Raw genomic sequence first — 15,864 nt, forward strand, 5'->3', positions numbered from 1 at the left:
GCCATGAAGATTAAATCATTATTTATCAGTGCAGTGATTTCAGCTGTTACCGTTGCAACACTGTCGTTATCGGCCCCAAGTCATGCTCAACGGATTAAAGACATTGCCAATGTTCAAGGGGTACGTAGTAACCAGCTAATTGGTTACGGCCTAGTAGTAGGTTTACCCGGAACAGGCGAGAAAACCCGTTATACCGAACAAACGTTTAGAACCATGTTGAAAAACTTTGGTATCAACCTTCCTGATAACGTCAGTCCAAAAACCAAGAATGCGGCAGTGGTTGCAGTGCATGCTGAAATGCCTGCTTTTATCAAACCCGGTCAAAATCTTGACATAACGGTTTCCAGTATTGGTGAAGCCAAAAGCTTACGCGGTGGCACATTACTTCAAACATTCTTGAAAGGTGTTGATGGTAATGTCTATGCCATAGCTCAAGGCAGTTTAGTCGTTAGTGGTTTTAGTGCTGAAGGTTTAGATGGCTCGCAAGTCATTCAAAATACACCAACCGTTGGCCGTATTCCTGGTGGAGCCATGGTGGAACGCAGCGTTATGTCGCCGTTTGCAACGGGCGATCATCTAACCTTTAATCTACACCGTTCTGACTTCTCTACCGCGAAAAGTATGGCTGATGCCATTAATAGTTTTTTAGGCCCAGGCATGGCTCGTGCTCTTGATGGTACTTCTATTCAAGTCAGTGCGCCACGTGATGCATCCCAGCGGGTGTCATTTTTAGCTACTCTTGAAAATGTTGAAGTAGAGATTGCAAGTGAGTCGGCAAAAGTCATTGTTAATTCTCGTACTGGCACCATTGTCGTTGGGCAAAACGTTAAATTGATGCCCGCTGCGGTTACGCATGGTGGCTTAACGGTTACGATTGCTGAAGCGACACAGGTATCCCAGCCTAATGCTTTTGCTAATGGTCAAACCGTTGTCACTACTGACAGTACTATTGATGTTGCAGAAGCTGATAGCCGTATGTTCCTATTTGACCCCGGTACGACCCTAGATGAGCTAGTTAGAGCGGTAAACTTGGTTGGTGCCGCCCCTTCTGATGTACTTGCAATACTAGAGGCGTTAAAGATGGCAGGCGCTTTGCATGGTGAACTTATCATCATCTAAAAATTGTCGGTACGACTATGGAAAAGCTGTCAAATTCATCGCACTTTCTGGATCTAGGAGGACTAGATTCATTACGTTCTCAAGCCCAGAAGGACGAGAAAGGGGCACTTAAAGAAGTCGCAAAGCAGTTTGAAGGCATCTTCATTCAAATGCTAATGAAAAGCATGCGAGATGCCAATGCTGCTTTTAAGTCCGATAGTCCGATGAATAGCCAAACCACCGAGTTTTTTGAAAACATGCGTGATCAACAAATGTCGGTGGACTTGTCTGATAAGGGAATGCTGGGTATTGCTGATTTAATGGTTCAGCAGTTATCTCCGCAAGATACCCCATTTAAACCTGCATCTGTGCTACGTGGTGATATTGATGCGAAAATCAGTCATGCGATGTTCGATGACAAAACTGGCCCAAATACTAACTCCCCATTAGAGCAATCTGCATTTCAATCGCCACTTCAATCAATGAATGCAGCGGCTAATACTAGCCAGCAGCCTGATATCAATATTCAGCAACTATCGTCAAATCACGATGCGATTGATGAAGCTGCGATTAAGCAAATTCTGGCCGGTAAAGCTGTGACTTCAGTTGCCTCTAGTGGCAATCAATTGCCGCAATCATTGAATCAAGCACCAAACGAATTTGAAAATCCAGAGCACTTTGTTGCTGTGTTATACCCTCATGCTGAAAAAGCCGCTAAAGCATTGGGTACAACTCCTGAAGTGTTGTTAGCTCAGTCGGCTCTTGAAACCGGTTGGGGTCAAAAGATGATCCGCCGTAACGATGGCAGCGCAAGTAATAACTTGTTCAACATTAAGGCTGATAGACGTTGGCAAGGAGATAAAGCCTCTGTTAATACCCTTGAATATGAACAAGGGGTTGCAGTGAAGCAAAAAGCAGATTTTAGGATGTATGACAACATCGAACAAAGTTTTAATGATTTTGTGTCATTTATTTCAAATGGCGAACGGTATCAAGAAGCTAAAAAAGTGGCAGCAGAACCTGCCAAGTTTATTAATGCATTGCAAAAAGCCGGTTATGCCACTGACCCTCAATATGCACAAAAGGTGCTGAAAGTGATGGAGTCAGTGACCAATGGACTTAAGTCTGTATTACCAGGAGAGACTAACTAATGGCTGTTGATTTACTGAATATTGCCCGAACGGGTGTACTGGCTGCTCAATCTCAAATGGGGGTGACCAGTAATAATATTGCTAATGCCAATACAGTGGGGTATCACCGCCAAGTTGCCGAGCAATCGACGTTAGAATCTCAAAAAATTGGTAGTAGTTTTTATGGCCAAGGTACTTATGTATCCGATGTAAAACGCATTTATAACGACTTTGCAGCCCGTGAGTTGCGGATTGGTCAAACTGCAATGAGTGGCGCTGAAACGCGATATACCAAAATGAATGAAATGGACCAGTTGTACTCGCAAATTGGTTCTATGGTACCTGACAGACTTAATGATTTTTTTGCCAGTATTAACAGTGTGGCAGATTTACCAACCGATCTTGGAATGCGCGACAGCATGCTAGGCGCTGCGCAGCAAACAGCGACAAGCTTGAATCAAATGCAATCACATCTTGATTCACAAATGAAGCAAACCAACAGTCAAATTGGCGCCGTAGCTGATCGTATTAATGAAATTAGTAATGAACTGGCAAATATCAATCTAGAGTTGATGAAAAGTGGTAATCAAGATAGTCAGCTACTTGATCAACAAGATGCATTGATCCTTGAACTAAGTGAATACTCTGAAGTGAATGTAATACCACTAGATAACGGTGGTAAAAGTGTCATGTTAGGTGGCTCGGTGATGCTTGTTTCTGGCGAAGTAGCCATGCAAGTGGGGACAACAACTGGCGATCCTTATCCAAATGAAGTGAGGTTAACGACTTCTACAGGCAATCAAACATTAGTCATTGATGGGTCAAAGTTAGGCGGGCAGCTCGGTGAACTTTTCAAATTTAGAGATGAAACGTTAATACCTGTCAACCAGGAACTAGGTCAGTTAGCACTCGGTATTGCAGATGCGTTTAACGAAATGCAGTCTAAAGGGTTTGATTTAAACGGTGAGCTTGGTGAAAACATTTTTACTGATATCAATGATCCTACCATGGCAGCGGGTCGTGTTGGTGAATACGAAGGTAATACTGGTACGGCAAAATTAAGAGTCAACATCGATGACGTCAGTCAATTAACAGGAAGTTCATATGAATTGTCATTTACTGCACCTTCGACCTATGAGTTAAAAGATACTAAAACAGGTGATGTGCAGGCGTTAACTTATGATGCTGTTAACAACCAATTAACTGGTGCTGACGGTTTCTCTATTCAAATTGATTCAGTCCCTGCAGGTTTTGCTGATGGCGATACCTTTGAAATTAGACCTAACGCAGGCGCAGCTGCCGGTATAGGGGTGGTGATGACCGACCCCAAAGGTATTGCAGCAGCTGGGCCACAAATTACTGCTGAGCCAACGAATTCAGGCGACACTAGCGTAAAATTGACCAGTATTGATAGAACCAACCCTAATTTCCCAATTACTGACAGTGAATTAACGTTTCAAATTGATACTGTCACTAATACCTATCAAGCTTTTGATTCAACAGGAGCTGCCGTTGGTGGGCCTACTGCATTTACTCCACCTCAAATCAGCACCCCTTATGGATTTGATTTTGAAATTGATGACAGTTCAACAAGTGGCGTGATTGACACATACACCTTCGATTTGTCTTTTGCTGAAGGCGATAACAGCAATATGGTTGAAATGGCGAAACTATCTGATGCCAAATTAATGAATGGCGGTTCGACAACATTAGCGGGTGTTTTTGAGGGCAGTAAATTAGATATCGGCAGCCAAACTAAAGCTGCTGCAGTTTCACTTTCGTCAAATGAAGCGGTTTATTTGCAAGCTTATAACCGAGTACAAAGTGAGTCAGGGGTCAATTTAGATGAGGAAGCGGCAAACCTCATGCGTTTTCAACAATCTTATCAAGCTTCCGCCAGAATAATGTCTACAGCTCAGCAAATGTTTGAATCATTGCTTAGTTCGGTTCGTTAGGAGAGTTAGTCATGCGTATCTCAACTGCACAAATGTTTAACCAGAATACGACGAGTCTCTCCAAAGGACAGTCGGCAACCAATAAAATCCTTGAACAACTTGCTAGTGGTAAAAAGATTAATACCGCGGGTGATGATCCTGTTGCTGCAATTGGTGTTGATAATTTAAGGCAGAAAAACTCATTAGTTGATCAGTATGTCAAAAATATAGATTACGCTCAAAAACATCTAGGTTTAAGTGAAAGTAAGCTTGGCAGCACCGAGACTCTGATGGCGAGTATGCGTGAGCAACTACAACGCGGCGCGAACGGCAGCTTGGCACAAAATGAGCGGCAAATGATTGCCGATGAAATGCGCGGTAGCCTAGAAGAACTCATGTCTATCGCAAATACCCGTGATGAGGCGGGTAATTATATCTTTGCTGGTAACGATACCAATAATCCACCGTTTGCTTTTGATAGTAATGGCCAAATAGTTTATAGCGGCGATAGCGGTGTGCGGCAAAGTGTTGTTGCCTCAGGTGTCACTATAGGAACAAATGTGCCAGGTGATACTGTGTTTATGAATGCCTTAAACCCTCTAGGTGATTATGGCGTCAATTATTTGCCATCCCAACAAGGCGAGTTCACTGTTGAAAAGGCGGCTATTTTTGACTCTGCTGCCCATATTGAAGATACCTATACCTTTAAGTTTGTCGATAATGCTGGCGTGCTTGATTTACAAATTGAAGATTCTGGCGGCACCATAGTTTCCACTGTACCCAATTTTGATCCAAATAATCCTGTGAGCTTTAATGGCATAGAAGTGAAACTGTCTGGATCCCCCGTCGCAGGCGACTCTTTTACCATGGAACCTCAAGAGACTGTCAGTATTTTAGACAGTATGAATGAGGCCATAGCACTCCTAGAAGACCCATCTTTAGCAAATACTCCGCAAGGAAGTTCAAAGTTGGCACAGCTATTGAATAATATCGATAGTGGTCAAAATCAAGTCAGTGCGGCAAGGAGTATTGCAGGCAATAGCTTGAAAGGCTTAGAAAGTATTTCTACCAACCACGCTGAAGAAAAAATTGTGAACGATAGTGCGCTATCCATGCTTGAAGATTTGGACTATGCCGCTGCTATTACAGAATTTGAGAAACAGCAACTGGCATTAAATGCCGTGTCGAGTGTATTCGGCAAAGTGGGTTCAATTTCATTGTTTGATTATATCTAGCAATTTTATGCATAGAGTAATTAACAAGAATAACCATCGTTAAATTGTAAAATTTAGCCAAGCTCCAAAGTCTTGGCAACAAAACTAAGAATGAGGAATTAAAATGGCTATTACAGTAAATACCAATGTTACATCAATGAAAGCGCAGAAAAACTTAAATACCGCAACTTCAGGTTTAAACACTTCGATGGAACGTTTATCAAGTGGCTTACGTATTAACAGTGCAAAAGATGATGCTGCCGGTTTAGCAATTTCTAACCGCTTGAACTCGCAGGTTCGTGGTTTAGATGTTGGTATGCGAAATGCTAACGATGCTATTTCGATTGCTCAAATTGCTGAAGGTGCGATGCAAGAACAAACCAACATGTTGCAGCGTATGCGTGACTTGACGATACAATCGGAAAACGGTGCAAACAGTACTGAAGATTTAGCAGCGCTAAAAGCTGAAATGGATCAGCTTGCTTTAGAGATTGGTGAGATCGGTCATAACACGGCATTTGGTGATACTAAATTAATGACTGGCGGATTTTCTGCAGGTAAAAACTTCCAAGTGGGTCATCAAGCGGGTGAGACAATATCTATTAGCGTGAAAAAAACAGATGCTAGTTCACTGGCGGTTGGTGCATTAGATAATGCATCTGCTGGTGACCGCTCAGCTTCATTAACAGCGATTGATGCGGCAATCAAAACCATTGATACACAGCGTGCGGACCTTGGTGCGAAGCAAAACCGATTAGCACATAATATTGCTAACAGTGCGAATACTCAGGCAAACGTTGCAGACGCAAAGTCACGTATTGTCGATGTTGATTTTGCTAAAGAAACAGCTGAAATGACTAAAAACCAAGTGTTGCAACAAACGGGTAGTTCAATGTTGGCTCAAGCTAACCAATTACCACAAGTCGCGCTATCATTATTAGGTTAATAAACGAGTTAAGCTAATACGCAACTTATTCGTTAGTCATTAAATTAAGCCATATTTTCTTATTTAAGATAAATATGGCTTTTTTGTTTCTGTAAGTTATTGATTTTTAATACACTAAGGTTTTGAACGAAAAATGTTCAAAAAAAGCTAAAGTATCTAAATTTGCTGCCGTTAAAGTATTTGTAACCCAATAGACCCGCCTGGAAATAAAGACAGGCAAGTTTTAAAGCCAGGTAAAGAGGAATCAAATTATGGCTATTACAGTAAATACCAATGTAACGTCAATGAAAGCGCAGAAAAACTTAAATGCTTCTAGCTCGAACTTAGCAACATCGATGGAACGTTTATCAAGTGGTTTACGAATTAACAGCGCAAAAGATGATGCAGCGGGTTTAGCTATTTCAAATCGCTTGAATTCTCAAGTTAACGGTTTAGAAGTGGGTATGCGTAACGCCAATGACGCAATTTCAATCGCTCAAATTGCTGAAGGCGCGATGCAAGAACAAACAAACATGCTACAGCGTATGCGTGATTTGACTGTGCAATCTGAAAATGGTGCAAATAGTACAGATGATCTAGCTGCAATTAAAGCTGAAATGGATGAGTTAGCATTGGAGATTACTGAAATTGGTGACAATACAGCCTTCGGTGATACCAAGTTGATGGCAGGTGGGTTCTCTGGTGGTAAAAACTTCCAAGTAGGTCACCAGGCTGGAGAAACAATTTCAATCACTGTTGAAACAACTAATGCAACTAGCCTTTCAGTTAACGCTTTAACGAATGTTACATCTGCTAACCGTGCCTCTGCATTAACTGCGATTGATGCAGCAATTACAGCAATTGATACTCAACGTGCAGACTTAGGTGCAAAACAAAACCGACTTGCCCATAACATTGCAAACAGTGCTAATACCCAAGCAAATGTCGCAGATGCAAAATCGCGTATTGTAGATGTGGATTTCGCTAAAGAAACAGCTGAAATGACTAAAAATCAAGTACTACAGCAAACGGGTAGTTCGATGCTGGCACAGGCAAACCAATTGCCACAAGTTGCACTTTCATTGTTATAAACCCATTTAGCAATATAAAGGTACTTTATGAAAACCTCATTTGCCATGACAAGTGAGGTTTTTTAATTTTTGAAATTTGTTTTTGTCGAAGAAGAAGTTCAAGTTTGAGCTGCTGAAAAAACATTCAAAAACTTCTAAAGTAATTTAAATTGCTGCCGTTACATAATTAGTAACTTAAAAGACGAGCCTGGATATAAGCAGGCAAGATTTAAAACCAGGTGAAGAGGACTTAAATTATGGCAATTACAGTTAATACAAACGTAACGTCAATGAAAGCGCAAAAGAACTTAAATGCTTCAAGTTCAAATTTAGCAACTTCAATGGAACGTCTATCTAGTGGTTTACGCATTAATAGTGCAAAGGATGATGCTGCTGGTTTAGCAATTTCAAATCGCTTAAACTCTCAAGTCAATGGTTTAGAAGTGGGTATGCGTAACGCAAATGATGCGATTTCAATTGCTCAAATTGCAGAAGGTGCGATGCAAGAGCAGACAAACATGCTTCAGCGCATGCGTGACTTGACTGTACAATCTGAGAATGGTGCAAATAGCGCTGAAGATTTAGATGCCATTAAAGCTGAAATGGATGAGTTAGCGTTAGAAATTACTGAAATTGGTAATAATACTGCTTTTGGTGATACTAAATTAATGAGTGGTGGTTTTGCAGCAGGTAAAAACTTCCAAGTAGGTCATCAGGCGGGCGAAACAATTAGTATCACAGTATTAAAAACTGATGCTAGCTCTTTAGCTGTTGGTGCTTTAGATAATGCATCTGCAGGTGATCGAACTGCTGCGCTTACCGCTATTGATGCAGCTATTACGACAATTGATAATCAACGTGCAGATTTAGGTGCGAAACAAAATCGCCTAGCTCACAACATTGCTAACAGTGCTAATACTCAAGCAAACGTTGCTGATGCTAAATCACGTATTGTTGATGTAGACTTTGCTAAAGAAACAGCTGAAATGACTAAAAATCAAGTATTACAGCAAACGGGTTCTTCAATGCTTGCTCAAGCTAACCAGCTACCGCAAGTTGCACTATCCCTTTTATAATTGACTTCGTCAAACAGTAGTAAAACAATTTAAAAGGGAGATCTTAAGTGGTCTCCCTTTTGTTGTTAAAACCAAACTGATTTAAATAGATTACAAAATCTGGAGGTAAGACATGGCGATAGATATCAATTTAACAGGTGCTGCAAATACGCATATTGATAATTTGGGAACCCGTCAACTTACTGACAGCAACGCCCAAGCAGAAAAAGCACAATTGAAAGTGTCTGAATTATCTAAAACTGAACAACAATCTGAAAAACTGGCAGATAAAGCTATAATTAATCAAAAAGCTAAAGATGAAAAACTAGCTGAGTTTACAGAAGAGTTGAACAATATTGATTCACTCGTCCGAAAAGGATTAGCGTTTAAATTAGATGAAGATTCTGGGCAGAATGTGATTAGCGTGATGGATATCGATTCGGGTGATATTATCCGACAAATCCCAAATGAAGAAGCACTAGAACTATCTAAAAAAATGGCTGAGGTGGCAGGTTTATTGCTTAATACAGAGGCATAAATCAACTTTTTGTCTTACAAAGTTTGATAAATTAACCTGAAAGTTATATCTGAGAGGACATTATGGCATTAACAGCAACGGGTATTGGCTCAGGCTTAGATATCAACACTATTGTTGGAGTGTTAGTTGACGCTGAAAAACTACCAAAAGAAGCTTTGTTTGATAAAAATGAAGCCACAATTGATGCCAAAGTTTCTGCTATTGGATCATTAAAAAGTAAATTGTCGACTTTTCAAGATGCACTAGAAAAACTAACAGATTCTGAAGCGTTAAATATTCGAAAAGTGTCTACAGGCGATAGTATTTATTTTGGTGCTGAAGCCGGTAAAGATGCACAATCAGGTAGTTATCAAATTCAAGTTGAACAACTTGCTTCTTCACATAAAGTGGCAGGAACAAATGTTGCAGATCCAAGTCTTGGGGTGGGAACGGGCAGCCTTGATTTATCGGTTAATGGTGAAGCATTTTCAATTGATGTTGAAGCGACTGATTCACTTGAAGATATCGCCAGCAAGATTAATAGTGCTTCTGATAATGTTGGTGTTACAGCAACGATTATTAAAAGTGATGCTGGTAGCAGACTCGTATTTAGCTCTGATGAATCAGGTACAGATAACCAAGTATCAGTATCAGCGACTGATACAGCAGGTACAGGTCTTAATGATATGTTTGGGACGGGAAATCTCACTACGCTGCAAAATGCACAAGATGCCATTGTGTACATTGATGGGCAAAAAGTGACTTCACAATCAAATGAAGTAACAGATGCCATTGCAGGTGTAACACTATCTCTAACAAGTGCGGATGTATCTCAAACATCAACATTGAAAATAGAACAAGATGATGAATTGGTTAAAGAGAACATTCAGGCGTTTGTTGATGCTTATAATACTTTGGTGACGTCAATTAGTGATATGTCAAAGTACGATGTAGAAAATGAAGAAGCAGCAGCTTTGCAAGGCGACTCTATGATCCGCTCGATTGAGTCTCAAATGCGGAGTATGATCAGTAACCGAGTCGATGTCGACGGTCAGTCGGTTGCTTTATATGATATAGGGATTGAAACAGATCGCTACGGTAAAATGTCTATTGATAGTGAAAAGCTTGATACTGCATTAAGTGAGAACATGAGCTTAGTTGAAGGCTTATTCACGACTCCTGATACAGGTATTGCCAGTAGTCTTGACTCGGTTGTTGAAGGTTATGTAAAAACGGGTGGATTAATTGATACACGTAACAACAGTTTGACAAGTGAGAAAAGCCGTTTAGATGATCAACGGGAAGCTTTCTCGTTGAAAATGGAATTGTTAGAAGCAAGGTTATTTAAACAATTTAATGCGATGGACCTAGTGGTTGCTCAATTAAATGAGCAGAGCTCAGGACTAGTTGAACGTTTAAACTCGCTTCCTGGTTCGGTTCCAAGTAGTTAACTGAATGTATATGAAACAACTAACAGATAAAAACGCACAGATAGAAGAGGTGTTGAATACTCTTGAAAATACTCCGTCCGAAAATGAAGCTTCTGACGAGTTGGTATCTAACTTGCTTGTACTTATTGGAGAGCGTCAAATTTTACTCGACGACCTGAAAATTGACAATGTTGAACATGAAAGAAAAATGCTAGCAGAGCAAATTTCTCTCGGAAAATTGTTTGAAAAGAAAGTGTTTAAATTGCAGCAACATATTCAATCTTTGCTTCAGGCCAGAAAGAAAAATCAACGCCAAATAAATATTTATCAATCAGTCGATTCAAATAAGTAGCGAAGGTGACCTATGAGAGGCTCAATAAAATCATACCGCAAAGTATCTCTAGATAGTGAGATTGCTGTTGCTTCCCCACATCGTATTATTCAAATGATGTTCGATGGTGCTTTATTGCGTTTAGCTCAAAGTCGCTACGCAATTGAAACTCAAGATTTACAAGGCAAAGGTGTTGCAATCAATAAAGCCATTGGGATTATTAATGGCCTAAATAATAGCTTGAACATGGATGTAAAAGACTCCGTAGCCAGTAATTTGAGTGATTTATATGACTTTATGTTACGCCGTATTTCAGAAGCCAATATGAATAACGATGTAAAAGCCATTGATGATGTAACAGGCATTCTGCGAACCATTAAAGAAGGTTGGGATGCTATTCCCCAAGATATGCATCAAATGACTTCAGAAGCTAGCTGATAAAGCTTGTTACTCTAAGTTTGATTAGGCGCCATAGGCGTCTTTTTTATTAGTGAGCTTAAAACTCAAAGCTAGCAGAAAAGCAGCTACACTCGAAAGTCTGCGTTAACTGTTGCATATAAAATGAGCTGTTAGTGACTTAAATCAACAGCATGGTAGAATAATGCCATGTGATGCTTGATTCTCCTGCTCTGATAATACAATATTTAATTTTGAGTATTCGTTTAAACTTTATTGCAGGTTTAGCTATATTTAAGTAAAGATTAAAAAATATGAGTATGCATTCTGCTATGTTAATGTTTATATTATAATTGTGTCACTTGACACAAATAAATATAGCAGCTTAATAAATATTCAAGTCGAGCCTCTGATTTCTGGGGTGAGATAGAGCCTGTAACATGAATATGACCTTGAATAACTAATAACTAGAGCTTTGGCCTTCTGAATGATGCAAATAGAACAACGAATTTTAATTGTTGCTGAACCTTCTGAGCGTGTATCTCGTCTTTGTTGTATTTTTGAATTCTTAGATGAAAAATATCATGTCATTACGACAGATGACCTTGCTTCGTTAACACGCGAATCTCGTTTCAGAGCTTTGGTCATTGATACTGAATCTGTTCCTGCTGAATTTATTAAAGATGTTCAGTCTTCAATACCTTGGCAACCAGTATTGTTAATTGGCTCTCTAGATATTAATGGCGCCAATATTCTAGGTACAATCGATGAACCGGTTAATTATCCACAGTTAACTGAGCTACTTCATTTTTGTCAGGTATATGGTCAAGCCAAACAACCTCAAATACCCACTAGCGCGAACCAAACAAAGTTATTTAGATCTCTTGTTGGACGAAGCGAAGGCATTGCCAATGTTCGCCACCTAATAAGTCAAGTTGCTTGTTCTGATGCCACAGTGCTAGTGTTGGGCCAATCAGGTACAGGTAAAGAAGTGGTCGCGCGTAATATTCATTATATGTCTGAGCGTCGTGATGGGCCTTTTATTCCAGTCAATTGTGGTGCTATTCCTCCTGAACTGCTAGAAAGTGAACTTTTCGGTCATGAAAAAGGTTCTTTTACAGGCGCTATATCGACTCGTAAAGGGCGCTTTGAACTAGCAGAAAATGGTACCTTATTCTTAGATGAAATTGGCGATATGCCGCTGCAAATGCAAGTTAAATTACTGCGTGTTTTGCAGGAAAAGGTTTTTGAAAGAGTTGGTGGTTCAAAAACCATTACTACCGATGTCAGAGTGGTTGCGGCGACTCATCGAGATTTAGAAACGATGATTACCGACAACTTATTCCGTGAAGACCTTTATTATCGTTTAAATGTGTTTCCTATTGAAATGCCATCACTCAGAGAGCGACGTGATGATGTGCCACTATTATTACAAGAACTCGTCAGCAGAGTATTTAATGAAGGCCGCGGAAAAATCCGTTTCACTCAACGCGCGATAGAGTCATTAAAGGAACATAACTGGTCTGGAAATGTCCGCGAACTATCGAATTTAGTTGAAAGATTAACGATTTTATTTCCAGGTGGTCTTGTTGATGTTAATGACTTACCTCGAAAATATCGTTACATAGATGTACCTGAATACTGTGTTGAAATTAGTGAGGAACAACAGGAACGCGATGCATTAGCATCAATTTTCAATGATGATGAACCGATTGAAATTCCTGAGACACGCTTTCCAAGTGAATTACCGCCAGAGGGCGTAAATCTTAAAGATTTGTTGGCCGAATTAGAAATAGATATGATTCGCCAAGCACTAGAACAACAAGATAATGTGGTTGCTAGAGCTGCTGAAATGCTGGGCATTCGAAGAACAACACTTGTTGAAAAAATGCGAAAGTATGGAATGGGCAAAGATTAACCGTTTTTACAATTAACTGTTACAGTAAAGCATGCCAAATGGCATGCTTTTTTTATGTTCGAAAATCATAAGCTATACTCTTAATCAGTATTTTGGCACATCAAATGCATTAGCTCTTTTAAGAGTTAATATTTTGACGGAGTGGCTATGTTTTTCGGGCACAGCAGTTCAGCACAAACTATGGTAGAGCCAAGCTCCCTAGCTGAAGCTATGAGTACAGAGGTTCAACTTTCTAATGATAGTAATAGAAACGTCTCTAAAAAATCTGAGAGTTTCGTTATTCGTTCTGCAACCGTCAAAACGGAAGTTAACAGAGATAATGCTGAACATATCGGACGTTCAACACCGCAAAAGGCGGCGAATATGTCGAATCAAATGGCACACATTCTTCAAGCAATGCCATCTGGGGTTGTGATTATTAATGGCGATGGCTTAGTCACTTTGGCTAACCCAGTAGCAACTGAACTTCTAGGCCGACCATTACAAGGGGCTAAATGGTTCGATATCATTAATCGTGCCTTCTCTCCTCAAGAAGACGACGGACATGAAGTCTCACTTAGAAATGGTCGGAGAGTAAAACTCGCTATTACTCCTCTAACGCCTGAACCTGGACAATTAATAGTCTTAACCGATTTAACCGAGACTCGTCTATTGCAAAAGAACTTGTCTCATCTGCAACGTTTGTCAGCGCTAGGTAAGATGGTAGCGACGTTGGCACATCAGGTGAGAACGCCATTGTCTGCTGCGATGTTGTACGCATCAAACCTTGCGAGTCCCAAACTAAACGATACTGCTAGAAAACGCTTTCAAACTAAGCTAGTTGACAGATTAAATGAGCTTGAGCGTCAAGTGAATGACATGTTGTTAATGGCAAAAAATAAACAAGATGATGCTTCTGAACCTATGATAGCAGAGGATATTATTGAACCTGTTTTAGCAAGTTGTGAACCCATTGCAGAGAATAAACAATGTAAGCTAAATTACTTCAACAATAGCAACGAGCAAATACTAGCGAATGGAAATGCGTTAAGTTCTGCAATTAATAATTTAGTGATGAATAGCTTGGAAGCTAATGCAACTGAAATTAGGATTATCACGGCTTCATCAGGTACTCATATTCATATCGATGTGATTGATAATGGCAAAGGGTTAGCTGCGGAAATGCAGCAACAAATTTTGGAGCCATTTTTTACCACTAAAAGTCAAGGAACCGGCTTAGGACTTGCTGTGGTGCAAACCGTGGTTAGAAACCATAATGGGACAGTACAAGTTTCATCACAACCTAATAAAGGGTGTTTGATAAGACTTTCATTTCCGATTTATCAAGCAATAAAACCACAAGCGGCCGAACTTGCCGCGAAAGAATCTATTAATAGTGAACCTTTAACTGCAAAGTTGACAGGTGTGGAGACATCACATGGTTGAAGCAAAACTCTTACTCGTTGAAGACGATGAATCTTTACGTGAGGCCTTGCTTGATACACTGCTTTTAGCAAGCTATGAATGTGTCGATGTTGCTTCTGCTGAAGATGCCATTATTGCGTTAAAATCAACTGAATTTGATATGGTGATCAGTGATGTGCAAATGGAAGGCATTGGTGGGATCGGATTGCTTAATTACTTACAGCAACAAAATAATAAAGTTCCCGTATTGCTAATGACAGCCTACGCCACAATTGACAGTGCTGTCAGTGCGATAAAATTAGGTGCTGTAGATTATCTAGCAAAACCTTTTGCGCCAGAAGTTCTACTAAATCAAGTGTCACGCTATCTACCATTGAAACAAAATCTAGATCAACCAGTGGTTGCTGACGATAAAAGTTTGGCATTACTGTCTATAGCACAACGTGTGGCAAGTTCTGATGCATCAGTTATGATTATGGGGCCAAGTGGTTCAGGTAAAGAAGTACTCGCACGTTATGTACATCAAAATAGTACCCGTTCAGAACAACCTTTTATAGCTATTAATTGTGCTGCAATTCCTGAAAATATGCTTGAAGCCACGTTATTCGGTTATGAAAAAGGCGCGTTTACTGGCGCATATCAAGCTTGTCCAGGTAAGTTTGAGCAAGCCCAAGGCGGCACCATTTTATTAGATGAAATTTCAGAGATGGAATTAGGCTTACAAGCTAAATTGTTAAGGGTGCTGCAAGAGCGCGAAGTTGAACGTTTAGGTGGTCGCAAAACCATCTCATTAGATGTGCGAGTCTTGGCAACATCAAATCGTGATTTAAAAGAAATGGTCGCTGCTGGAGGTTTTAGGGAAGATTTATATTATCGAATTAACGTTTTTCCACTAACTTGGCCAGCATTAAATCAACGTCCTGCTGATATTTTACCCTTGGCGCGTCACTTGTTGGTTAAGCATGCTAAAAACGCCAATATCTCTCCAACTCCAGCTTTAGATGAAGTCGCATGCAGGCGTTTATTGACTTATCGCTGGCCGGGTAATGTGCGTGAGCTTGATAATGTTATTCAACGAGCGCTTATCCTTCACTCAGGGGATGGCATTTCAACCAATGATATAATCCTAGATTCCAGTGAAGTTGATTTACAACAACCTGAACCGAAGCAGTCGAAAACTGCTGCTGAAAATGACGGTTTAGGTGGAGAGTTAAAAGCGCAAGAGCATGTCATTATTTTAGAGACGTTAAACCAATGTAATGGTAGCCGTAAAGACGTGGCTGAAAAACTAGGTATTAGCGCAAGAACCTTACGTTATAAAATGGCAAAAATGCGCGATATGGGCATTCAGGTGCCCGCATAGAAAGTGCTTGTATAAATTCTTTTAAGTTTAATTTAACGAACCTAATCATGTGCTGATTAGGTTTGTTGGTTATTTGCTA

At 40.1% G+C, this 15,864-nt stretch carries 14 protein-coding genes; all 14 read left to right on the plus strand.

Features of this window, described 5'->3' with window-relative positions; genetic code table 11:
* Positions 1-3 precede the first annotated feature (3 nt).
* The 14 genes from K5Q58_RS14960 (at position 4) to K5Q58_RS15025 (ending at position 15,785) form a co-directional block, all read left to right on the plus strand.
* Positions 4-1,119 carry a flagellar basal body P-ring protein FlgI gene (locus K5Q58_RS14960; protein WP_220754717.1) on the plus strand — a complete coding sequence of 372 codons (1,116 nt, stop codon included), beginning with the start codon at positions 4-6 and terminating at the stop codon, positions 1,117-1,119.
* 17 nt (positions 1,120-1,136) lie between these two features.
* On the plus strand, positions 1,137-2,249 hold the full coding sequence (flgJ, locus tag K5Q58_RS14965) for a flagellar assembly peptidoglycan hydrolase FlgJ (protein ID WP_220754718.1): 1,113 nt from the start codon (positions 1,137-1,139) through the stop codon (positions 2,247-2,249).
* Complete coding sequence (gene flgK / locus K5Q58_RS14970; RefSeq protein ID WP_220754719.1) at positions 2,249-4,183, plus strand: flagellar hook-associated protein FlgK; 1,935 nt, start codon at positions 2,249-2,251, stop codon at positions 4,181-4,183. The genes flgJ and flgK overlap by 1 nt, the downstream gene beginning before the upstream one ends.
* 11 nt (positions 4,184-4,194) lie before the next feature.
* Positions 4,195-5,397, plus strand: a complete 1,203-nt coding sequence (gene flgL / locus K5Q58_RS14975; protein WP_220754720.1) for a flagellar hook-associated protein FlgL — start codon at positions 4,195-4,197, stop codon at positions 5,395-5,397.
* Between the two features lie 103 nt (positions 5,398-5,500).
* Positions 5,501-6,322, plus strand: coding sequence for a flagellin (locus K5Q58_RS14980; protein ID WP_220754721.1), 822 nt, complete (start codon positions 5,501-5,503; stop codon positions 6,320-6,322).
* Positions 6,323-6,573: 251 nt separating this feature from the next.
* On the plus strand, positions 6,574-7,392 hold the full coding sequence (locus tag K5Q58_RS14985; RefSeq protein ID WP_220754722.1) for a flagellin: 819 nt from the start codon (positions 6,574-6,576) through the stop codon (positions 7,390-7,392).
* Positions 7,393-7,628: 236 nt separating this feature from the next.
* A complete protein-coding gene (locus tag K5Q58_RS14990; protein ID WP_220754723.1) occupies positions 7,629-8,447 on the plus strand; it encodes a flagellin in 819 nt (272 codons plus the stop codon).
* Positions 8,448-8,559: 112 nt separating this feature from the next.
* Positions 8,560-8,964, plus strand: a complete 405-nt coding sequence (locus tag K5Q58_RS14995; RefSeq protein WP_220754724.1) for a flagellar protein FlaG — start codon at positions 8,560-8,562, stop codon at positions 8,962-8,964.
* A gap of 62 nt (positions 8,965-9,026) precedes the next feature.
* Positions 9,027-10,394 carry a flagellar filament capping protein FliD gene (fliD, locus tag K5Q58_RS15000; RefSeq protein ID WP_220754725.1) on the plus strand — a complete coding sequence of 456 codons (1,368 nt, stop codon included), beginning with the start codon at positions 9,027-9,029 and terminating at the stop codon, positions 10,392-10,394.
* Between the two features lie 10 nt (positions 10,395-10,404).
* Positions 10,405-10,725: a hypothetical protein gene (locus K5Q58_RS15005; protein WP_220754726.1), complete on the plus strand. Its 321-nt coding sequence runs from the start codon at positions 10,405-10,407 to the stop codon at positions 10,723-10,725.
* Between the two features lie 12 nt (positions 10,726-10,737).
* The gene (gene fliS / locus K5Q58_RS15010; RefSeq protein WP_220754727.1) at positions 10,738-11,142 is read left to right on the plus strand and encodes a flagellar export chaperone FliS; all 405 of its coding nucleotides are present in this window, start codon (positions 10,738-10,740) and stop codon (positions 11,140-11,142) included.
* A 445-nt stretch (positions 11,143-11,587) separates the two neighbouring features.
* Positions 11,588-13,018 (plus strand): sigma-54 dependent transcriptional regulator, encoded by a 1,431-nt coding sequence (locus tag K5Q58_RS15015; RefSeq protein ID WP_259651354.1) that lies wholly within the window; start codon positions 11,588-11,590, stop codon positions 13,016-13,018.
* A gap of 147 nt (positions 13,019-13,165) precedes the next feature.
* On the plus strand, positions 13,166-14,443 hold the full coding sequence (locus K5Q58_RS15020) for a PAS domain-containing sensor histidine kinase (protein ID WP_259651355.1): 1,278 nt from the start codon (positions 13,166-13,168) through the stop codon (positions 14,441-14,443).
* Entirely contained in the window at positions 14,436-15,785 is a 1,350-nt protein-coding gene (locus K5Q58_RS15025; RefSeq protein ID WP_220754728.1) for a sigma-54 dependent transcriptional regulator, read from the plus strand. The genes K5Q58_RS15020 and K5Q58_RS15025 overlap by 8 nt, the downstream gene beginning before the upstream one ends.
* Positions 15,786-15,864 lie beyond the last annotated feature (79 nt).

It is taken from the genome of Shewanella sp. KT0246 (genome assembly GCF_019654955.1).
In the GTDB taxonomy this organism is placed as follows: Bacteria; Pseudomonadota; Gammaproteobacteria; order Enterobacterales; family Shewanellaceae; genus Shewanella; species Shewanella goraebulensis.